Here is a 20866-nt window from a genome sequence, read left to right as displayed (position 1 = left end):
CGAATGTATCAATAAACTAGCGAGCTAGTACACTATTATTAAAGTCACTTAAACACAACAATAAACAAGACAAATCAACTCAATAAATGGAATTTAGCAGTTATTCACACCGTAAAAATATCAATACACAGCTTTTATGATTAACAATAAATATACAATTGCTATTACATGAAGTGAGCCGAGAAACAAATGCAACTGATTGAGCATACATGATAAAGCCGTGATATCGAGTTAACATTTATAAACTATTCAAGTATTTACCCGCCAACCTCCCCTTTTTGTCCTACTTATTAATACGTTTAAAACAACTTACCTTAAGGAGAGGGCGATGCGTTCGAACATATTAAGAAGCGCGATCATTGCAGCGCTAGGGATAAGCTATCAAGCACATGCTTACGACTGTACATCTTTAACATTTTGGGACAGTGGAGCAATTTATCATTCCGGTGACCACGTACAGCAATCAAACATTGCGTATAAAGCCAGTTACTGGACCCAAGGAAATGATCCTGAAACAAACTCTGGCCCATGGGAAGCTTGGCAAAACATAGGCCAATGTGAAACCGGGGGAAGCAATACACCGCCAGACGTGTCGATTTCATCCCCAATCAATAACGCTTCCATCCCAGAGGGGAGCATTACGACTATCCAAGCCAATGCTTCTGACAGCGATGGTAGCGTAGAACAAGTCGAGTTTTTTGCGAACAATCAAAGCATCGGAATCGTCACTCAGGCTCCATTTAACATAGACTGGACATCCTCGTTAGGGACATCTTCAATTTCGGCTACTGCCACCGATAATCAAGGTTCTAGCTCCACGACGACGATCGCTATCTCCGTCACTCCGGCTAGTGGATTAATACCACCAACGATCACCCTAACGAGCCCTAATGGTTCGGAACGGCTTACTGCTGGTGACAGTTTATTGATAACAGCCAATGCAACAGACAGTGACGGTAGCATCAACCAAGTTGAATTTTATGTAGATAACACGTTAGTCGCGACAGATACCGCACAACCTTTCCAGCACGCATGGACTGCAGAGAGTGGAGTTCACAGCTTTAAAGCCAAAGCAACAGATAACGACGACCAGTCAACCATCAGCCAAGAAGTCGGCTTAACGGTTTCATCAGGCTCAAGTGGTGGGTGTTCCGACGCACCGACGTATACTCCGGGAACGAGCTATGCCACAGGCGAAGAAGTTCAGAACTTAAATCAAAAGTACCGCTGTGACGTGGCCGGTTGGTGCTCTTCGAGTTCTGATTGGGCTTATGCTCCAGGTGAAGGGTTATATTGGACAGATGCTTGGACTAACTTAGGTGCCTGCAGTACGCCACCAGTGGTATCCATCACCTCGCCTCAAGATAATCAAGTGGTGCTCGCAGGTTCAACATTGACGATTGCAGCAGAAGCACACGATGCCGATAGCAACGTTACTCAGGTCGAGTTCTTTGCCAATGACAATAGCTTAGGTGTCGTCACCCAAGCGCCTTATACGCAACAATGGTCAGCAACCCTCATTGGCAGTAACACGATCAAAGCAGTCGCGACAGACAATGAAAACAATCAAGCTCAATCCAATGTTAACGTCACGGTGAGTGATCAAGATCTTGTCGTGTCACTAACCTCCCCGACTTCAGGCCAAACCGTCGGCTTAGGTAAACCTGTCAACCTTACTGCCGACGCGACATCTCTGAGCTCTAGCGTTAAACAAGTCAGCTTCTTGCTCAATGGTTCTGTTATTGGAACAGATTCCACCGCTCCCTATTCCTATAATTGGGTTCCAGGAGCTGTTGGTCAATTTACCGTTTCTGCTCAGGCGGAAGATACATCAGGAGTGAGTGCCACCTCGGGTGCTGCCGCTATTCAAGTCGTTGAGCAAACCGAAAAAACTCATAAACTCATTGGATACTGGCACAATTTTGTTAACGGAGCTGGCTGCCCAATCCGCTTAGCTGATATGTCAAAAGCGTGGGATATCATAGATATCGCATTTGCTGAAAATGATAGGAACAGCGATGGTACGGTACATTTTAATTTGTACTCAGGTGATATACACAGTAGCTGTGCAGCGCTAGACCCGACTCAATTCAAGCAAGACATGGCGGCACTGCAAGCTGAAGGGAAAAAGTTTGTTCTTTCTCTTGGTGGCGCAGAAGGTACGATCACGCTAAATACCGACCAAGATGAGGCAGCGTTCATCAGTAGCTTGACTAACATTATTAACGAATGGGGGTTCGATGGCCTAGACGTTGATTTGGAAAGTGGTTCAAATCTAATGCACGGCTCGCAAATTCAAGCGCGATTAGGGCGAGCTTTACTACAAATCGAACAAAACATTGGTGGCGACATGTATCTGACGATGGCGCCTGAACACCCATACGTTCAAGGCGGGTTCATTGCCTATACCGGTATATGGGGAGCATATATCCCAGTCATCGATGAGGTCCGCTCAACTTTAGACTTACTGCACGTGCAACTGTACAACAATGGTGGGCTACCAAACCCTTACATGACAGGCGCGGCACCCGAAGGGAGCGTAGATATGATGGTTGCTCAATCTAAAATGCTCATAGAGGGTTTTGAACTAGCTGATGGAAGCATGTTTGCCCCACTACGTGATGATCAAGTCGCGATCGGCCTACCTTCTGGGCCTAGCTCGGCAAACTCAGGACAAGCTCCAACTCAAAACATTCTCAATGCTTTGGATTGTTTAACAAAAGGAGCAACTTGTGGTTCGGTTGTCCCTGCATTCCACTACCCTAACTATGCAGGTGTGATGACTTGGTCAATCAATTGGGATGAACACGACGGCTTTAACTTTTCTGGACCAGTTGGCGATAAGTTAACGCAAATGAACAACGCCCAATAGTTCCTCGTAATAATAAAAAAGAGCGCTTTTAGTTAGCGCTCTTTTTCTTTATTTTTTTCAACTAAATCGTAAACGTTTGATAGTCTTTCAACTCTGGGATTTTCTTATGAAGTTGCTGTTCTTGTTCGGCCATTTCATCCAAAGAGTCACAGAACTCTTCTGTTTGTTGTTCTACTTTTTTCGAATGTTCTTGCAAGCGCTTTGCGAGTTGATCTTTTATCTCGGTCATACTGTTCGCCATTTCAGTCAGATTCAAACCACCCTCCTGATTCATTTTTTCCGACATAGCATTGAAAGCACTAGTAATGAATTCTTCATTAAAGATTTCCATCGCTTTATCAAAATCTTCAGACCAAGAATTAGCCATAGAATCAAAACTTTCAGCTGGCAAAATGAAATCGCCATCTTTGTAATAACGCGCTTCTAAATCAGCATAAAACTGCTTCATCGATGCTTTCACATTATCAAACGCATCTGGTGAATCTAAACTTTTCGCAATATCATCGATCACATCATTGGCGAGCGCTAAACCTTCATTAGCCATTTGTTTGGCTTTAGGTAGGTAAGCGTTCATGCTTTCACGATATTGCTCGATTGCAGCTTGCTGATCACTGTCGAGTTCAATCTTCTCACCATGAATGTAAAGATTGTTCGCGTTATCCATAATTGCCGTGCCACCACTTACTTGGTGGATTTCCACTTGGCTTTCATCCAAATGGATTTCATTTTTTATATCGACTCGGCATTGAGCTGCCATTAAAGGCTGGCTCACTAGTATCGACGTTATCAGTATTAACTTTTTCATAGTATTCTCTCGTATTACCGCACTTTAAATATACTGAATATCTATCAATGCCATGTCAGTAAACTGTTACTATTTCATAACAGAAATGGTTCGATGCCACGCTGAATTCAATGTCATCCCCCTCTTCTTTGCCCATCAAAGCTCGGCCCAAAGGTGCTTGGGGTGTCAAAATTGACACCTCATTTTCATTCCACGTTACAGACAACCCACCAGCAGTTGGCCCGATAAAAAAATGTTTTTCTTCACTGTTTTCATCAATCACAACGATATAGCTGGTCATTGAAACTGAAGCGACTTTTTCTCTTAAGACCAACTCTCGGTATTGGCGAATATCTTCTTCACATTCCTGAACCCGCATGGCTTGTCCATGAGCTAAATAAGACGCTTCTAACGCTAATGTATCGTATTTATGTTCTGGTACCGTTTCTTCATCGGTAGCGGCATCAATTGCTCTCTGAGTAGCAGAATGTGCCACCTGCTGGCGCAGTTCTAGTTGATGAAGGATTATTTGTAGAAGCTCGGACTTATTCATACATTCGTGGTGCTTTTCATTAGGAGCTACAGAATAGAATTAGGTACAATCGGACGCAAGTTTTAAAGGGGAATATACATGATTGATCAAACACTCCAGCGCGTTTTCGGATTTGATTCATTACGCAATGGGCAAAAGCAAGTTATCGATAAAGTCATAGAAGGACGCTCCGCTGCAGCTATTTTCCCAACTGGGTCAGGTAAGTCTCTCTGCTATCAATTACCTGCTCTTGAGCTACCTCACCTAACTCTAGTGATTTCCCCTTTATTAGCGCTGATGAAAGATCAACTAAGCTTTCTACATAGCAAAGGAATCAGCGCCGCATCAATCGACTCTAGCCAAGATCGCCTCCAAACCCAGCAGGTTATGCAATCGGTCAGAAATGGAGACACTAAGATCCTGATGATCTCAGTCGAGAGGTTGAAAAACGAAAGATTTCGTCAATTCATATCACAAGTTCCAATCTCATTACTGGTTGTTGATGAAGCGCACTGTATCTCTGAGTGGGGGCACAATTTTCGCCCAGACTACCTTAAGCTTCCTCACTATCAAAAGCAGCTCAATATCCCCCAAGCTCTACTGTTGACCGCAACGGCGACCAATTCTGTTATTGAGGATATGAAGAACAAATTCTCCATCGAAGAAAGTGATGTCGTTGTCACGGGCTTTTATCGACAGAACCTCAACATTTCCATCCAACCTTGTACCGAAGAACAAAAAGTTGAGGCGCTCGGCCAGATCGTGAATCAGTCTCCAAACGACCCAACCATCGTTTACGTCACACTGCAGCAAACCGCAGAACAAGTTGCTCAGCAGCTTAGAAATGTCGGTGTATCTGCGGTTGCCTACCACGCAGGTCTTAAGCCAGATGTACGTGACGGTATTCAAAAACAATTTATGCAAGATGATGTGCATTGTATCGTCGCAACAATTGCGTTTGGCATGGGGGTTGATAAATCCAATATACGTAGAGTTATCCATTTTGATTTGCCCAAATCTATAGAAAACTACTCGCAAGAAATTGGACGAGCAGGACGAGATGGACAAGTCTCTCAATGCATTTTATTAGCCAATAAAAGTGGGCTTAATGTATTAGAGAATTTTGTGTACGGAGACACACCAGACCAAATAGCCATCCAAGCAGTATTGGAGCAAATCTATCAGCATGACCATCAATGGGAGGTCATGCTCAACCAACTTTCCAAAGAAAGTAATGTTCGTCTGCTTCCTTTAAAAACCCTCTTAGTTTACTTGGAACTAGAAGGCATCATTGAACCTAAGTACAGCTACTTTGCAGACTATCGATTTAAATTCATTCGCTCTAAACAAGAAATACTGGATCAATTCCAAGGTGAGCGTCGAAGTTTTGTCGAAGCAATATTTCAATGTTCGCCGCAAGCTAGAGTATGGTGTCAACTTGACTTTGAGACGCTTTGGAATCACTTTCAGGCAGATAGACAACGCGTGATCACCGCGATCGATTACTTTCATGAACAAGGCTGGATAGAATTAGAGAGCAAACAAATCACAGATGTCTATGCTGTTCTCAATCGGTCAGAAAACCTGTTAGACATCACAGCTCGACTCTCTCAACTTTTTGCGACTAAAGAAAATAACGAAATCAATCGCATCAACCAAATGCTTGAATTCTTTCAAGCTAAGAGCTGCTTAAGCTTCGAGCTGGCCTCGTATTTCGCAGATGACAAAGCCCCTACACATTGTGGTCACTGCTCAGTCTGCTCAGGTCAACAGGCTGTACTGCCCTCCCCGATGATTCATACTATCGATGAAGAGCTTGTTACTCAGTGGGCCAGAGAATTTATTTCAAGCAGTCCACAACTCATCACAGACCAAGCCATTGCTCGCTTCCTGTGTGGGATTGCAACACCACTCTCCACGAAGATGAAAGCCAGTAAAATGGCGGGATATGGTCAGCTAGAGGCGCAACCATTTAAAGCCGTGCTCAATGCTGTTCAAACAGTAGCTCGCTAAGGGAAAGGTATTTGGCAAACAAAAGGTAGCTTAAGTTTCTAGGTCACTGAAGAAGCTTAGCTGCCTCATTTGTTCTGGCGGCTGAAGCATGACATTCAAACCCAATAACCTAATTTCACGCCCGTTCTGCCGCTTTAAAATCTCAACAAGCAGCTCTCTAAAATGGTTCTTGTCTAACGACACTTGAATGTGTTCAATCGTAGTTTGTTGGAAATCCGCAAATTTTAGTTTGATACCTTGCTTGATAATCGCCTTAGTTGGACTCGCTCGCTCTAGCCTTTTATCAAGTTCAGGGAACAAGCGAGTGTCTATGACTTTCCAGCACTCTTCGAATGTTGAGATGTTTTCACTGAACGTACGTTCCACTCCCACCGACTTGCGCTCCCTCTCTACCACAACGTCTCTTTCATCAATACCATGACTTCGTTTCCACAATGAAGCACCTAATCGCCCAAACTTCAAAAGCAGCTCTCGGTAATCACTGGCTTTGATATCTTCACAAAGAAAGAAGCCTGCTTGATGCAGCCTCTCTAAGCTAACTTTCCCCACGCCCGGAATTTTTTCAAGAGGAAGCTTATCAATCACAATTTGTACATCTTGAGGTGGGACAACAAACTGCCCGTTAGGTTTGTTTAGGTCAGAGGCTACTTTTGCTAAAAACTTTATTGGGGCGACTCCCGCCGAAGCCGTTAAATTGAGTTCATTAAAAATATCACGGCGAATCGCCTCCGCGATGAGCGTCGCTGAACCATGACATTGCTTCGAATCTGTCACATCTAAATATGCTTCATCTAACGACAACGGCTCAATCAAAGCGGAATAACGAGAGAAAATCTCACGGATATGCTTCGACGTTTCTTTATATACGTCCATTCGTCCAGGAACGACCAAAAGTTGCGGGCATAACTGTAAAGCTTTCGCCGTAGGCATCGCGCTACGGATACCAAACTTCCTAGCTTCATAGTTACAAGTACTGAGCACGCCACGTTGTTTTTCGTGTCCACCAACGGCTAGTGGTCTGTTTCGATAGGCGGGATTATCACGCATTTCTACAGCCGCATAAAAGCAATCCATATCAACATGAATTATCTTTCTTCCTGCATTCTGCTGTGATGTAGCTGTGACCAAAACATCGCTCCAACTGTATTTATACACAGTATACTTTGAATTGGTCAGATTGAAAATATTATCGATTTCGCACTTATTTAAGATCCTCTTATAGATAAATCCCTAAGAGTTATTATTATTAAAGTAATTAACACCGTAGAGGGTTGCGCTTGAATAAAAGGATTTTAGTCGTCGAGGATAGCCGAGCATTTAGGAACTATCTAAACCAGCAACTTACAACTAACGGTTACGACGTGGTTTTGGCCGAGTGTTTAAATGATGCTAAACAAATACTTGAGCAAGAAAGTGATTTTCTATGTGCTGTTTTAGATTACTGCTTACCAGATGGGCAAGATGGCGAGATCATCGACCTTGTTTTAGAACATAAACACAAAATCATTGTGTTGACCGCCATGTTTAGTGATCAGGTTCGTGAGCAGGTGTTAGCTAAAGGTGTCATTGATTACATACTTAAAGACAGCATGGCGTCAGTGAGCTATTTGCTACCACTTATCAATCGATTGACCAATAATAAGCACCACAAAGCACTGGTCGTAGATGACTCAGCCGTCGTTAGAAACTATATCGTTCAGCTGTTGGAACATCAGTACATTGAAACGGTACAAGCTGAAGACGGCGAGATCGCGATCGAAGTTCTCAAGCGAGATCCTGATATTACTTTCATCATTACAGATCACGATATGCCGAACAAAGACGGTATCTCGATGATCCGCGATGTGCGCATCCACCACGATCGTAATCAACTCGCCATTCTTGGACTCTCCGGCAGCGACGACCGCACAATGACTGCGCGATTTCTTAAGGCTGGCGCAAACGACTTCCTTTACAAGCCTTTTAATCAAGAAGAGTTCTTCTGTCGCATCCATCAACTACTCGATATGAAAGAAGCGGTCGGTAAGCTCTTCCAAATGGCTAATGAAGATGCACTGACTGGGTTGTGGAACCGTAGGTTTCTATTTAGCCAAAATACCAAGCACAGCGCAGAGCGCTGCATTGCTATGCTAGATATCGATTTTTTCAAAAAAGTGAACGACACCTACGGACACGATGGGGGAGATTGCGTCCTCAAAGCTATGAGTCAAATTTTGCAAACCTACTTTAAAGATGACATCGTCGTGCGCTTCGGGGGGGAAGAGTTTTGCATTCAATCTCAACGCCCATTCAATGAGTTTGTTGAGCAACTGGAAAAGATGAGAGTGTATATTGAAGGCACTGACATCAACCACGACGGTACCATGATAAACATCACCATCAGTATTGGCGCTACTGACTTAGAAGCAAGCCTAGATGATCAAATTAAGCTCGCAGATGACAGACTCTACATCGCAAAAGAAAATGGTAGGAACCAAACGGTGAGCGATGCCATTGTCGCTGTCAGCCCAATAGCCAATAGCCAATAGCCAATAGCCAATAAGCCAAAAACAAAAAGCCCACAATGCAAAAACATTGTGGGCTTTATAACTCGTAGCTGAAAAAGTTACGCGATGCGATCTTTTTCCCAAGATGCTAGCTGTTCTTCACGAGCAGCAAGCTTTTCGGCGCGGTACGCTTCACGAGCTTCACGCTTTTTACGCGCATCACAAGGTTCAGGGCAGTTACATACTTTTTCAATACCGACTGCGCCAAGGCCACCACAGCTGCCTTTAACCACTTTTTTCTGAACGATATAGCCAATTGACATTGCGGCAATCACAGCTACAAAAACACCAAATGTAATTAAAAATGTGCTCATCATTGTCTCGCTTATATTACTTTTTAAGGTAAGGCTTGAATGCTTCTGAAGCCATTTCTATGAAGCCTTCGTCAGTTTTCACCACCATAAATACCGGAATATTATGTTGGTTTGCGATTTCCATTCCTGTTTTTTCACCTAAAACCATAAGGCCTGTCGATAAACCATCAGCCGTCATTGACGATGGGTCTAATACTGTTACTGAAACCACTTTATGATTAAGTGGTTTACCCGTTTCCGGGTTGATGATATGTGAGTAACGAACACCATCACGCTCGTAGTAATTACGGTAGTCGCCCGACGTTGCAATTGCCATATCACCAGGCTCTATAATTTCTTGTATCGTGCGCTCTTCAACACTTGGTTTCTCTATTGCAATACGCCAACCGACATTTTCACGGTTTAAACCTTTCAAGCGAATTTCTCCGCCGATCTCAACCATGAAGTTGTGAATACCCAATGACTCAATGTAATCTGCAACAACATCGACTCCCCAACCTTTTGCAATCGTCGACAAGTCTACGTACAAGTTAGGAATGTCTTTAGTCAATGTAGTAGTCGTAGCGCTTAAATGCTGAATACCAACTTTCGCTCTGCGTTGAGCTAATTCTTCGTCACTGGGAATCACTTCAGGCCTTGCTTCAGGACCAAAGCCCCAAAGATTAACCAATGGACCAACCGTAACATCCAATGCACCTTGAGTAAGACCGTTCAAACGAATCGCTTCTTTCACAACTAAAGCGGTTTGTTCAGAAACCGTAAACGCGTCAGAGCCCTCGTATTGGTTGAAGCGGCTTAATTCAGAGTCTTTCCGATAAGTAGACATCTGATCATTCACTTCTTCAAGTAAACGATCCACTTCAGTTTGGATCTCTTTTGAAGTAGGGAATTCATCGCTGTTGATGTACTTAATGTTATAACTCGTGCCCATGGTCGGGCCGCTTAGATGTACTTGTTCTTGAGGCTGCTCACAACCTGCCAAAATAAGTATAGAAGCTAATGCAACAAGCCAATTTCTCACTTGCTTACTCCAATTATTGTTAGTGATTTATATAAGGAAAAGTAAGAGCAACTATCGGTGCCGTTAATATCTTACCCTTTCTTATACAAACGTTATCAAAGCTATTCTTAGAAAAACAAATGGCTGACTCGTAGGAGCCAGCCATAATATCAATCACTTAAGTGGATTAACCACCGAAGTCATCTAGTAGGATATTTTCATCTTCTACACCAAGATCTTTCAGCATGCCGATAACAGCAGCGTTCATCATCGGTGGACCACACATGTAGTACTCACAATCTTCAGGAGCTTCGTGATCCTTCAAGTAGTTTTCGTACAATACGTTGTGGATGAAGCCTGTGTAACCATCCCAGTTATCTTCTGGCATTGGATCAGACAGAGCACAGTGCCAAACGAAGTTATCGTTTTCAGCTTGTAGGCCGTCGAAGTCTTCTACGTAGAACATCTCACGCTTAGAACGTGCACCGTACCAGAAAGACATCTTACGAGTTGAGTTAAGGCGCTTAAGCTGATCGAAGATGTGTGAACGCATTGGTGCCATACCAGCACCACCACCAACGAATACCATTTCGTTGTCTGTGTCTTTCGCGAAGAACTCACCAAATGGACCAGAGATAGTACACTTGTCGCCCTCTTTAAGAGACCAGATGAACGATGACATTTGACCAGGTGCAACATCAGGATTATTAGGCGGCGGCGTAGCGATACGCACGTTCAGCATAATAATACCGTGCTCTTCTGGGTAGTTAGCCATTGAGTATGCACGGATGATATCTTCATCAACCTTAGACTCGTAACGGAACAAGTTGAACTTATCCCAGTCTTCACGGTACTCATCAGGTACATCGAAGTCAGCATATTTAATGTGGTGAGCAGGTGCTTCAATCTGGATGTAACCACCAGCACGGAAAGGTACTGATTCGCCATCTGGGATTTGCAGCTTAAGCTCTTTGATGAATGTTGCTTTGTTATCATTAGAGATAACTTCACATTCCCACTTCTTAACACCGAAGATTTCTTCTGGTAATTCGATATCCATGTCCGTTTTCATTGCAACTTGACATGCTAGACGTTCACCTTCACGAGCTTCACCCTTTGAGATATGGTCAAGTTCGGTTGGAAGAATGTCACCACCACCAGATTTAATTTTTACGCGACACTGACCACAAGAGCCACCGCCACCACAAGCAGAAGATACGAATACGCCTGCGCCCGCTAGAGCACTTAGTAACTTACCGCCTGGTTGCGTTGTGATCGCTAGATTTGGATCATCGTTTACAGCGATAGTGATGTCACCTGTAGGTACAAGCTTAGATTTAGCGAATAAAATCACTAAAACAAGTGCTAGTACAATGATGGTAAACATCGCTACACCAAGAATAATGCTTTGCATTTGTTATTCCTTATTTCTGGGTGCTTACCCTACAGTTGAACACCAGAGAAAGACATAAAGCCTAACGCCATCAAACCTACAGAGATAAACGTGATACCAAGACCACGCAGACCTGGAGGTACATCAGAGTACTTCATCTTCTCACGAATACCCGCAAGAGCGACGATAGCTAACATCCAACCCACACCAGAACCGAAGCCATAAACAACAGATTCAGCAAAGTTGTAGTCACGAGTTACCATGAAAGATACGCCACCAAAGATCGCACAGTTAACTGTGATCAATGGAAGGAAAATACCTAGTGCGTTGTACAAAGGTGGGAAGAAACGGTCTAAAACCATCTCTAGGATTTGCACAAGTGCCGCAATAACACCGATAAATGCGATGAAGTTAAGGAAACTTAAATCGATACCTTCAACAAGCGCGTTTTCTTTCAGAATATGAGTGTAAACAAGGTTGTTTACTGGAACAGCGATTGTAAGTACTACAACTACCGCAACACCAAGGCCAAAAGAAGTTTTAACTTTCTTAGATACCGCTAGGAATGTACACATACCTAGGAAGAAAGAAAGCGCCATGTTTTCGATGAAAATCGATTTAACTAGCAGACTAATATAATGTTCCATGACTACCTTACCCCTTCGCTTCTACTTGTTCTGGTTTGAACACACGAATTGCCCAAATCAAGAAACCAATTAGGAAGAATGCAGAAGGTGCTAGAAGCATCAAGCCATTAGGCTGATACCAACCACCGTTGCTCACTAGTGGTAGAACTTCCATACCAAATAGCTTGCCAGAACCTAGCAGCTCACGGAAGAAACCAACAGTGATAAGAACGAAGCCGTAACCAAGACCGTTACCAAGACCATCGATTAGAGATGGGATTGGTTCAGATTTCATAGCGAATGCTTCAGCACGACCCATTACAATACAGTTAGTAATGATTAGGCCTACGAATACAGATAGCTGTTTAGAGATATCGTATAGGTATGCTTTTAGCACTTGGTCTACCACGATTACTAGTGATGCGATAATTGCCATCTGAACGATGATACGCACACTGTTAGGAATGTGGTTACGGATCAAAGAAACGAAGAAGTTAGACAGAGCAGTAACGAACATTACCGCAATAGTCATAACAAATGCTGTTTCTAGTTTAGTGGTTACCGCAAGAGCAGAACACACACCAAGAACCTGTAGCGCGATTGGGTTGTTGTCCAACACAGGCGCTAAGATGCTCTTTTTAATTTCTTTTGCACTAGACATTAGTTCAGACCTCCGTCACGAACTTTTGCTAGGAAAGGACCAAAGCCCATTTCACCTAACCAGAAGTCAAATGTATGTTGAACGCCAACGCTAGTCAGTGTTGCACCAGAAAGGCCATCTACACCGTGCTCTGAACCTTGAGGAGCGCCACCTTTAACAACCTGAATAGCAGGTTGGTGGTTCTCATCGAATAGTTTCTTACCAACGAATTGAGCACGCCATGTAGGGTTCTCAACTTCACCACCAAGTCCAGGAGTTTCACCTTGCTCGTAGTAAGTGATGCCAGAAACTGTGTTGCCATCAGTTTCTACTGCAACGAATGCGTACATCATTGACCATAGGCCGTTACCGTGAACAGGGATGATAACTTTAGAAGTTTCAGTGCCATCTTTCACTAGGTATACTGTACCAATGTTCGCACGACGAATGATCTTAGCGATGTCATCTTCAGCTGAAAGCTTGATTGACTGTGCTGGATCTTTTGCCGCTTTACGTTGATCGTATGCAGAAGCGTCAGCGTCAACAAAATCGCCAGTAGCGAAGTCAACTAGACGAGGCTCGATGTTCTCTGCGTACAACGCTGGAACGTCACCCGCTAGCTCAATGCCTGCAACTTCTAGGATCTTAGTTTGCTGATCCAGAACCGCGTTAGCTTGTTGCTTAGGTTTAAGAACAACTGCAGCTGTTGAAACGATGATTGAGCACACTAGGCTCAATGCGATAACAACAAACAGCGTCTTTTTAATGCTATCGTTATTACTTGCCATAGCGCGCTAGTCTCCGCTTAATGTTCTTCTCGATTACAACGTGGTCAAACAGAGGAGCAAATAGGTTTGCGAATAGAATCGCAAGCATCATGCCTTCTGGGTATGCAGGGTTAACTACACGAATCATTACACACATTGCGCCGATTAGGATGCCGTACCACCACTTACCTTTATTGGTAAATGAAGCTGATACTGGGTCTGTAGCCATAAAGAACATACCGAATGCGAAGCCACCTAGAACTAGGTGCCAATGCCAAGGCATGCTGAACATTGCGTTCGTTTCAGAACCAATTACATTGAACAGCGTCGACACTGCAATCATACCAATCATTACACCAGCGATGATGCGCCAAGACGCTACACGAATGTACACGATAAATGCAGCACCAATCATAAGTGCAAGAGTTGATACTTCACCAATTGAACCAGGGATATTACCGATGAACGCGTCCATCCAAGTAATCGCTTCGCCAGAAACAGTGTTCACTAGTGCGCTACCGCCGCCTTGAGCCCATTGGCTAAGCGCAGTTGCACCAGAGAAACCATCTGCAGCAGTCCAAACTACGTCACCTGAAATCTGTGCAGGGTATGCAAAGAAAAGGAACGCACGACCAGCAAGTGCAGGGTTAAGGAAGTTACGACCCGTACCACCGAAGATCTCTTTCGCAACAACAACACCGAAGGTAATACCTAGTGCTGCTTGCCATAGAGGAAGCGTTGGCGGAACGATAAGCGCAAATAAGATAGAAGTAACAAAGAAACCCTCGTTTACTTCGTGCTTACGCACCATACAGAACAGAACTTCCCAGAAACCACCAACGATGAATACCGTTGCGTAGATAGGTAGGAAGTATGTCGCACCAAGTAGCATCTTGCTGCCAACACCTGCATCGGCTCCTAAGGAGGCGCCAAGCATTTCGGTTAGCCAGTAGTGCCAGTTACCACTGATAACAGATGCTAGTTCAGCGCCTGCGTACATATGGTTAAGTGCTGCGATAGCTTGGCCACCCGCGTTGTACATACCCCAGAACATTGCTGGGAATACCGCGAACCAAACCATGATCATGATACGTTTTAAATCAACGCTATCACGAACGTGTGAGCTTTTCTTTGTGATAAGACCTGGCGTGTAAAACACTGTCGCTGCTGCTTCGTAAAGCGCAAACCACTTCTCGTGTTTACCACCTGGCTCAAAATGATGCTCGATGTCTTCAAGAAACTTTTTAAGGCCCATGAAAATTACCCTTCCTTCTCAATCGTATCTAGGCATTCACGAAGTAGTTGACCGTACTCGTACTTACCTGGACATACAAAGGTACACAATGCTACATCTTCTTCGTCTAGCTCTAGCGCACCAAGTGCTTGAGCACTATCAATGTCGCCTGCACATAGATCACGAAGCAGTAATGTAGGTTCCATATCTAGAGGCATTACGCGCTCGTAGTTACCAATTGGAACCATTGAGCGGTCACTACCGTTTGTAGTCGTTGTCATGTTGAACAACTGACCTTTAAACAGGTGACCAAGGAATGAACGAGTAACAGAGAACTTGTTCTTACCAGGCATAGCCCAGCCGAATAGGTCCTTATCACGACCTTCACGTAGAACAGAAACTTGCTGATGGTAACGACCTAGGTATGCGTGTGGCCCAGAAGCCTCTACGCCAGATAGTACCGAACCAGAAATTACACGTACTTCACCAGGCATCAATTCGCTGTCTGTTAACTCTTCAAGGCTAGCACCAAGCTGAGTACGAACAAGACGAGGATTGTTTACCACAGGGCCGCCGAGAGAAACAACGCGGTCAGTGTAGATTTCACCAGTAAGGAACAACTTACCGAATGCGATAACATCTTGGTAGTTAATGCTCCACGCAACATTTTCAGCATTTACCGGATATAGGTAATGCATATGCGTACCCGCAAGACCTGCAGGGTGTGGGCCATCAAATACATGTTCTTCAACGTTTGATTGAGATGAGCGAGGTAAGCTAGTACCTTTCTTACAAACGTATACTTTGTCATCAGTCAGAGTTGAAAGAATGTCTAAGCCAGCTAGGAAAGCATCAGATTGCTCATTAATCACCAACTCAGGCTCAGCTGCCAATGGGTTTGTATCCATTGCAGTAACGAAAATTGCCTTTGTTGAAGACTCAATAGCTGGAACCTTGCTGAACGGACGAGTACGCAAAGCGGTCCACGCGCCAGACTCAACTAACTGAGCTTTAACCGCTTCACGGTCTAGGCCTGCTAGTTGGCTAGCTTCAAAGCTGTTGAATGTGATTTGCTCGTTACCAGCGACTTCAACCACTACGGATTGAAGAACACGCTTAGCACCGCGGTTCACTTCAATAACTTTACCACTTGCTGGAGAAGTAAATACTACGCCTGGGTTCTTTTTATCTGCAAAAAGAACTTGGCCTTTCTTCACTTCATCACCAACGCGAGCATGCATCGTAGGACGCATACCAACGTACTCTTCGCCAAGCAAGGCGACTTTAGTGATGGACTTACCATCATTAATCACCTGGGTAGGAGTTCCTGCGATAGGAAGATCCAAACCCTTCTTTATTGTAATCATACGCACTTGCACTACTTTATCGGGAAAAAGATTCTTTTAATTGCGTAAATTTAGGGTGCTAATTATCCACCCTTAGACACGACATTACAGTGTCCGGTTTTGACGTGTTTTAAACATCAAAATCGCAACATCCTATTAATAAATCCATCACATATTTTAGGTGAGATTTATCAGGTGCGATAGTCTAGCATTTTTTGGGAACTTGATGCCATGACCAATAACTTGAATAGCGCTTTTATTTGGAAGGAATTGAAGGATATAGGCTAGAGAATATTCATAACTTTGACGCGCCGCACAGATAATCGCCAAACATAGCTACTTTTTAAATGGAAATGAAACACCCTGTCACAACTTAAAATGCCCATTCATTTGTTGAAACACTGTTAATAAAAACATTACTCATTATGGGTATTTATGAGAGCATCGTAGTTTCATATAAAATAATAACCACTTACGATTTCAGAGAGTTTTTAAAACGGTGAGCTCACCGTTTTAATAATAAATGATGGGTTAGCCTTTTCCGCCACCCATGCACATTGGGCTTTCTGGTACACCACCATTTTGCTCTTTCCACTCAGCTTCGGTAAATGTATGCATAGACAAAGCATGAATATTGTTCGCAAGCTCTTCTGCAAGCACTGCATTTACTTTTCGATGACGGCCGATGAGTCTTAGTCCTTCAAACTCAGCACTAACAATCACCACTTTAAAATGGCTTTCTGAGCCTGCAGGTACATTGTGCATGTAACTCTCATTCTCAACATTTAGATGAGTTGGCTTTAATTCGTTGCGTAACTTGGTTTCAATGATTTCTTGGATCATGAGAGTGCCCTTTGGATTAGACTTACAATTGGTTTGAGCATTATAAACTCATCGATGAATGCTTCCGACTATTTATTTTACCTAAGGGCTAAAACAACAGTTTCCGCTATCTTGTTCCACTATCATTTGCGACAATAGTCTTGTAATTTCCTATATATAAGTGTCCCAATATCATGAAAACTGAACTTTCACTTCTCGGCCGAGACCTCACGCTACACCGTTTCCCGAAACGCTCTAACGAAACCCTTCAGGCTTGGGATGCCGGTGATGAGTATTTAATCAATCATGTAGAAGAGATGAACCTAGAGCCGGGCAAGCACATTCTGGTTTTAAATGACCATTTTGGCGCTCTTTCTTGTTGGTTCTCAGAGAATCATGAAGTCACTATGATGAGTGACTCTTTTATCTCTCACCGAGGGGCACTAAAAAACTTACAGCGCAACCAATGCAATCGAGTCAACTTCCTGAATACTATGGATGCCATCCCTCACGGTATTGACTTAGTCTTGTTTCAACTGCCAAAAAGCAACCGTCACTTAATATGGCAACTCAGCCAGCTTCGTCAGGCTTTACCTGAAAACTGCCAAGTCATAGGCGTCAATAAGGTCAAAGAAATTCATACATCAACACTGAACCTCTTTGAAAAGTATTTAGGTACTACGACCACTTCTCTTGCAAAGAAAAAGCACCGTTTGGTTTTCTCGACTCCTAATTGCTTGCCTATACAAGAAGTCAATCCAATAACAGAATGGGATGTCGATGGCGAAGATATTCACCTAAAGAACTTACCTAACGTTTATTCAGGAGAAAGCCTAGATCAAGGCGCTCGCTACATGCTCGAGCATATCCCTCAAGATCCAGAACTTCGTCATATTATCGACTTAGGCTGTGGCAACGGTGTTCTCAGTGTCAAAGCTGGGCAGCTTAACCCTCAAGCTCGAATTACTTGTATAGATGAGAGCTTTATGGCGATTGAATCGGCGCGCCAAAACGTTATTGATAACCTAGGTGAAGAAGGCAATTTTCAGTTCATTGCGAACAATTGCTTAGACGGTTTTAAGAAGAACAGCAGTTACTTGGTGTTATGTAACCCTCCATTTCACCAACAGCAAGCGATTACTGATCATATCGCGTGGCAAATGTTCTGTGATGCAAAGCATGTTCTAAGCAACGGAGGGAAATTAATAGTTATTGGTAACCGACACCTCGGATACGATGTAAAACTAGCGCGACTGTTTGGCGAGGCTAATGTTGAAACTCTGGAACTAAACCAAAAGTTTGAGATTTTACAAGCCACTAGAGAACCTGCTAACTTTAATAAATAACTATCTGAAACTTCGCTATAAAATTCAACCACGCCGTCAAACGGCGTGAGTATTTAACAAGGATATAAGAATGAAGAAACTGGTTTTAGCTGCTTCTATTGCATTGCTTACTGCTTGTGCCGCTCCTCAACAAGAGCAGTTAAATGTAATGCCAAAAGCAACATTGAGCTCAAGTGATATTGTTAAAGACGCGACATTTACACTTTCAAGTAAGGATGTTCGAGCAGCTCAGTACGTTGCTCTTGTCGATAGCGGACGTTCTAACATTGAGCCGATTCACGCAAAACAGAACATGCGTATTGCTTTGGAAAATGTATTAGCACAACAGCTAGAGTCTCAAGGTTTCCGCATCAGTGTGAACAGTGAAAACTCCATTGTGCTAGAGATTCAAGAAGCCTTAGTGACTGTAAAACACAGCATTATGGAAAACCAGATGGATGGCAAAGTGACACTAGAAGTCACAGCAGAAACACCACAAGGTAAATTGGTTAAAACATTTAATGGCGTAGCACAACGCACAGGTACGCTTAGCGCATCAAATGATGAGATCGAAACCGTATTAAATGATGTCATCAATTTAGTTTTAGCAGAAATAGCTAATGACCGTGAATTGCAAAACTACATGAAGGAGCGTTTCTAATGCTGCGCTTATTTGCCCCACTGCTACTATTGGTCAGCTTTGCTTCTTGGTCTGCACCTAAAGTCGTATTTGAAACAACCTTAGGCTCTTTCACTGTTGAGTTAAATGAAGAGAAAGCGCCAATATCTGTGGCTAACTTTATTAAGTATGTTGAAGATGGCAGCTATGTTGGCAGCCAATTCCACCGTGTGATTGCCGGCTTTATGGCTCAAGGTGGTGGTTTCGATAAAGACATGAATCGTCTTGCGACTTATGCACCAATTAAAAATGAAGGTGCTAACGGCCTACAAAACCAAACTGCGACAATCGCAATGGCAAGAACTAGCAACCCAAATTCTGCGACTCGCCAGTTCTTCATCAACTTAAATGACAATAACTTCCTAGATGCTTCTCAGCGCCCACCGGGCTACGCGGTATTCGGCAAAGTTACGCAAGGCTTTGAAGTCATTCAAAGCATGGCGAAGAAACCAACGAAAAATGTTGGCCGCATGGCTGATGTACCCGTTGAAGCTATCGTCATTACCAAAGCAACTCTTCAACTATAGATTTATCACGCCTCAATACTATTGAGGCGTTCTTTCATTTAACAAGGACGTATTCTTATGTCATCAGGCACTCAGCCCCTTTCATGGATGCAAACTTTCCGCAGTTACCTCGACAAACGCCTTCTTTGGGTGTTTATGCTTGGTTGTTCGAGCGGCTTCCCATGGGTTCTTATCGGCTCAAACATGTCTGGTTGGCTTAAAGATGCGGGATTAACACGGGCAGCCATCGGCTATTTTGGTAGCGTCTTCGCAGTTTACGCGATCAATTTCCTTTGGGCACCTTTGGTTGATAGAGTCAAACTTCCCGTGCTTCACGCAGTGTTAGGGCAACGTCGAAGCTGGATTTTTCTCTGCCAAGCATTAGTACTTACATGCACTCTATTCATCGCTGGAGTAAACCCTGCTGATGATCTGATGTTTACCTCTATGTTGGCCCTTGGTGTGGCAATAGCCTCTGCAACTCAAGATATTGCCATCGATGCGTATCGTATTGATACGTTTCCAAAATCAGAATCCACTAAATTGCCACAAGCTTCAGCAATGGCCGTAATCGGTTGGTGGACTGGATATTCTTTACCCGGCTATCTCGCTTTTATTAATGCTGACTCCATTGGTTGGAACGGCGTGTATTACGGTATGGCAGGCATCGTTGGGGTATTGATGCTCTTTACTTTACTAGTTGGAGAGCCGAAAACTCAGCGTGAAGCTTTGCAGCAGCAAGCTGAAAACCGACATAATCAAGTTGTGGGTTCTAAAATCGTGGCTTGGTTTAGTGTGACCGTTATTGAACCTTTCTATGATTTCTTCAAACGTAACGGCGTACAAGTAGCCATTACCTTACTTTTGTTTGTGTTCCTATTCAAAATTGGCGAAGCGTTCCTTGGCCGAATGTCGATTACCTTCTACAAAGAAGTCGGTTTTAGTAACGAGCAAATCGGCCATTATTCGAAATTAATTGGTTGGGGTGCGACCATTTTCTTTACTCTGCTTGGCAGTGTTTTTAATGTTAAGTTCGGTATTGTTCGAGGCTTGATGATTGGCGGTATTGCCATGGCAGCAAGTAACTTAATGTTCGCTTGGATTGCCAAGGTAGGGCCAAATGAACACCTCTTCCTTGCCACAATTATCGTCGATAACTTTACAACAGCTTTCTCAACCGTTGCTTTTGTTTCTTTCCTGACCTTACTAACAGGGCAAGCGTTCTCTGCAACACAATATGCTTTACTTGCGTCTCTCGGTAACTTTGGACGTACGACTCTTGCATCTTTCAGTGGGGAGTTGGTTGATTTTCTTAACGATTGGTCGACGTTCTTTATTATTACTTCGTTAATGGTTATTCCGAGTTTGATCATGCTGTATTCACTTCGCCACTACTTTGCAAACTTGCTTGAAAAGGCAAAAAGTAATGATGATGAAGTGACGCGTGAAAAGGTAACCGAGTAAAAG

General features: G+C 43.5%; 19 protein-coding genes. 7 read left to right on the top strand and 12 right to left on the bottom strand.

Going from position 1 to position 20866, the window contains the following annotated elements:
• Nucleotides 1-328: 328 nt before the first annotated feature.
• A complete protein-coding gene (locus tag ACHUFI_RS15715; RefSeq protein ID WP_394250764.1) occupies nt 329-2872 on the top strand; it encodes an Ig-like domain-containing protein in 2544 nt (847 codons plus the stop codon).
• Between the two features lie 61 nt (nt 2873-2933).
• Here ACHUFI_RS15715 and ACHUFI_RS15710 read toward each other — a convergent pair whose 3' ends face one another.
• Together ACHUFI_RS15710 and ACHUFI_RS15705 are read right to left on the bottom strand one after the other, a co-directional pair.
• The gene (locus tag ACHUFI_RS15710; RefSeq protein WP_394250762.1) at nt 2934-3677 is read right to left on the bottom strand and encodes a YggN family protein; all 744 of its coding nucleotides are present in this window, start codon (nt 3675-3677) and stop codon (nt 2934-2936) included.
• Nucleotides 3678-3732: 55 nt separating this feature from the next.
• Nucleotides 3733-4209 (bottom strand): GreA/GreB family elongation factor, encoded by a 477-nt coding sequence (locus tag ACHUFI_RS15705; protein ID WP_394250760.1) that lies wholly within the window; start codon nt 4207-4209, stop codon nt 3733-3735.
• A 78-nt stretch (nt 4210-4287) separates the two neighbouring features.
• Between ACHUFI_RS15705 and ACHUFI_RS15700 the strand changes: the two genes are divergently transcribed.
• Nucleotides 4288-6201, top strand: a complete 1914-nt coding sequence (locus tag ACHUFI_RS15700) for a RecQ family ATP-dependent DNA helicase (RefSeq protein WP_394250758.1) — start codon at nt 4288-4290, stop codon at nt 6199-6201.
• Between the two features lie 30 nt (nt 6202-6231).
• Here ACHUFI_RS15700 and dinB read toward each other — a convergent pair whose 3' ends face one another.
• Nucleotides 6232-7329, bottom strand: a complete 1098-nt coding sequence (dinB, locus tag ACHUFI_RS15695; protein WP_394250756.1) for a DNA polymerase IV — start codon at nt 7327-7329, stop codon at nt 6232-6234.
• 149 nt (nt 7330-7478) lie between these two features.
• On the opposite strand from dinB, the gene ACHUFI_RS15690 reads away from it, so the two are divergent.
• Nucleotides 7479-8729 (top strand): GGDEF domain-containing response regulator, encoded by a 1251-nt coding sequence (locus tag ACHUFI_RS15690; RefSeq protein WP_394250754.1) that lies wholly within the window; start codon nt 7479-7481, stop codon nt 8727-8729.
• A 77-nt stretch (nt 8730-8806) separates the two neighbouring features.
• On the opposite strand, the gene nqrM is transcribed toward ACHUFI_RS15690, so the two are convergent.
• From nqrM to ACHUFI_RS15645, 9 genes are all read right to left on the bottom strand, one after another.
• Nucleotides 8807-9061, bottom strand: coding sequence for a (Na+)-NQR maturation NqrM (gene nqrM / locus ACHUFI_RS15685; protein WP_394250813.1), 255 nt, complete (start codon nt 9059-9061; stop codon nt 8807-8809).
• Nucleotides 9062-9077: 16 nt separating this feature from the next.
• Nucleotides 9078-10082, bottom strand: a complete 1005-nt coding sequence (locus tag ACHUFI_RS15680) for an FAD:protein FMN transferase (protein ID WP_394250752.1) — start codon at nt 10080-10082, stop codon at nt 9078-9080.
• 166 nt (nt 10083-10248) lie between these two features.
• A complete protein-coding gene (gene nqrF / locus ACHUFI_RS15675; protein WP_394250750.1) occupies nt 10249-11475 on the bottom strand; it encodes an NADH:ubiquinone reductase (Na(+)-transporting) subunit F in 1227 nt (408 codons plus the stop codon).
• Between the two features lie 29 nt (nt 11476-11504).
• Nucleotides 11505-12101, bottom strand: a complete 597-nt coding sequence (gene nqrE / locus ACHUFI_RS15670) for an NADH:ubiquinone reductase (Na(+)-transporting) subunit E (RefSeq protein ID WP_394250748.1) — start codon at nt 12099-12101, stop codon at nt 11505-11507.
• 7 nt (nt 12102-12108) lie between these two features.
• Complete coding sequence (locus tag ACHUFI_RS15665) at nt 12109-12741, bottom strand: NADH:ubiquinone reductase (Na(+)-transporting) subunit D (protein ID WP_394250746.1); 633 nt, start codon at nt 12739-12741, stop codon at nt 12109-12111.
• A complete protein-coding gene (locus ACHUFI_RS15660; protein WP_394250744.1) occupies nt 12741-13508 on the bottom strand; it encodes a Na(+)-translocating NADH-quinone reductase subunit C in 768 nt (255 codons plus the stop codon). Before ACHUFI_RS15660 ends, ACHUFI_RS15665 begins: the two co-directional genes overlap by 1 nt.
• Entirely contained in the window at nt 13498-14742 is a 1245-nt protein-coding gene (locus ACHUFI_RS15655) for an NADH:ubiquinone reductase (Na(+)-transporting) subunit B (RefSeq protein ID WP_394250742.1), read from the bottom strand. The genes ACHUFI_RS15660 and ACHUFI_RS15655 overlap by 11 nt, the downstream gene beginning before the upstream one ends.
• 5 nt (nt 14743-14747) lie before the next feature.
• Nucleotides 14748-16088 (bottom strand): Na(+)-translocating NADH-quinone reductase subunit A, encoded by a 1341-nt coding sequence (locus tag ACHUFI_RS15650; RefSeq protein ID WP_394250740.1) that lies wholly within the window; start codon nt 16086-16088, stop codon nt 14748-14750.
• Nucleotides 16089-16598: 510 nt separating this feature from the next.
• Nucleotides 16599-16910: a BolA/IbaG family iron-sulfur metabolism protein gene (locus ACHUFI_RS15645; RefSeq protein WP_394250738.1), complete on the bottom strand. Its 312-nt coding sequence runs from the start codon at nt 16908-16910 to the stop codon at nt 16599-16601.
• A gap of 173 nt (nt 16911-17083) precedes the next feature.
• Between ACHUFI_RS15645 and ACHUFI_RS15640 the strand changes: the two genes are divergently transcribed.
• The 4 genes from ACHUFI_RS15640 to ACHUFI_RS15625 all read left to right on the top strand — a co-directional run bounded on the left by ACHUFI_RS15640 (nt 17084) and on the right by ACHUFI_RS15625 (nt 20863).
• Nucleotides 17084-18235 carry a methyltransferase gene (locus ACHUFI_RS15640; RefSeq protein ID WP_394250736.1) on the top strand — a complete coding sequence of 384 codons (1152 nt, stop codon included), beginning with the start codon at nt 17084-17086 and terminating at the stop codon, nt 18233-18235.
• 70 nt (nt 18236-18305) lie between these two features.
• Nucleotides 18306-18875 (top strand): YajG family lipoprotein, encoded by a 570-nt coding sequence (locus tag ACHUFI_RS15635; protein ID WP_394250734.1) that lies wholly within the window; start codon nt 18306-18308, stop codon nt 18873-18875.
• Entirely contained in the window at nt 18875-19420 is a 546-nt protein-coding gene (locus ACHUFI_RS15630) for a peptidylprolyl isomerase (RefSeq protein ID WP_394250732.1), read from the top strand. The genes ACHUFI_RS15635 and ACHUFI_RS15630 overlap by 1 nt, the downstream gene beginning before the upstream one ends.
• 57 nt (nt 19421-19477) lie before the next feature.
• Nucleotides 19478-20863, top strand: coding sequence for an AmpG family muropeptide MFS transporter (locus ACHUFI_RS15625; protein WP_394250730.1), 1386 nt, complete (start codon nt 19478-19480; stop codon nt 20861-20863).
• Nucleotides 20864-20866 lie beyond the last annotated feature (3 nt).

Origin of the sequence: Vibrio profundi (genome assembly GCF_043642225.1) — a bacterium.
In the GTDB taxonomy this organism is placed as follows: Bacteria; Pseudomonadota; Gammaproteobacteria; order Enterobacterales; family Vibrionaceae; genus Vibrio; species Vibrio profundi_A.
The sequence above is the reverse complement of the archived record's forward strand: the minus strand, read 5'-3'. Positions and strand labels throughout refer to the sequence as shown.

Bases quoted from the DNA above. Each gene is read 5' to 3' on its own strand.
- ACHUFI_RS15715 (WP_394250764.1), top strand. From the start codon at position 329: ATGCGTTCGAACATATTAAGAAGCGCGATCATTGCAGCGCTAGGGATA.
- ACHUFI_RS15710 (WP_394250762.1), bottom strand. From the start codon at position 3,677: ATGAAAAAGTTAATACTGATAACGTCGATACTAGTGAGCCAGCCTTTA.
- ACHUFI_RS15705 (WP_394250760.1), bottom strand. From the start codon at position 4,209: ATGAATAAGTCCGAGCTTCTACAAATAATCCTTCATCAACTAGAACTG.
- ACHUFI_RS15700 (WP_394250758.1), top strand. From the start codon at position 4,288: ATGATTGATCAAACACTCCAGCGCGTTTTCGGATTTGATTCATTACGC.
- nqrM (WP_394250813.1), bottom strand. From the start codon at position 9,061: ATGAGCACATTTTTAATTACATTTGGTGTTTTTGTAGCTGTGATTGCC.
- nqrF (WP_394250750.1), bottom strand. From the start codon at position 11,475: ATGCAAAGCATTATTCTTGGTGTAGCGATGTTTACCATCATTGTACTA.
- nqrE (WP_394250748.1), bottom strand. From the start codon at position 12,101: ATGGAACATTATATTAGTCTGCTAGTTAAATCGATTTTCATCGAAAAC.
- ACHUFI_RS15665 (WP_394250746.1), bottom strand. From the start codon at position 12,741: ATGTCTAGTGCAAAAGAAATTAAAAAGAGCATCTTAGCGCCTGTGTTG.
- ACHUFI_RS15660 (WP_394250744.1), bottom strand. From the start codon at position 13,508: ATGGCAAGTAATAACGATAGCATTAAAAAGACGCTGTTTGTTGTTATC.
- ACHUFI_RS15655 (WP_394250742.1), bottom strand. From the start codon at position 14,742: ATGGGCCTTAAAAAGTTTCTTGAAGACATCGAGCATCATTTTGAGCCA.
- ACHUFI_RS15650 (WP_394250740.1), bottom strand. From the start codon at position 16,088: ATGATTACAATAAAGAAGGGTTTGGATCTTCCTATCGCAGGAACTCCT.
- ACHUFI_RS15645 (WP_394250738.1), bottom strand. From the start codon at position 16,910: ATGATCCAAGAAATCATTGAAACCAAGTTACGCAACGAATTAAAGCCA.
- ACHUFI_RS15640 (WP_394250736.1), top strand. From the start codon at position 17,084: ATGAAAACTGAACTTTCACTTCTCGGCCGAGACCTCACGCTACACCGT.
- ACHUFI_RS15635 (WP_394250734.1), top strand. From the start codon at position 18,306: ATGAAGAAACTGGTTTTAGCTGCTTCTATTGCATTGCTTACTGCTTGT.
- ACHUFI_RS15630 (WP_394250732.1), top strand. From the start codon at position 18,875: ATGCTGCGCTTATTTGCCCCACTGCTACTATTGGTCAGCTTTGCTTCT.
- ACHUFI_RS15625 (WP_394250730.1), top strand. From the start codon at position 19,478: ATGTCATCAGGCACTCAGCCCCTTTCATGGATGCAAACTTTCCGCAGT.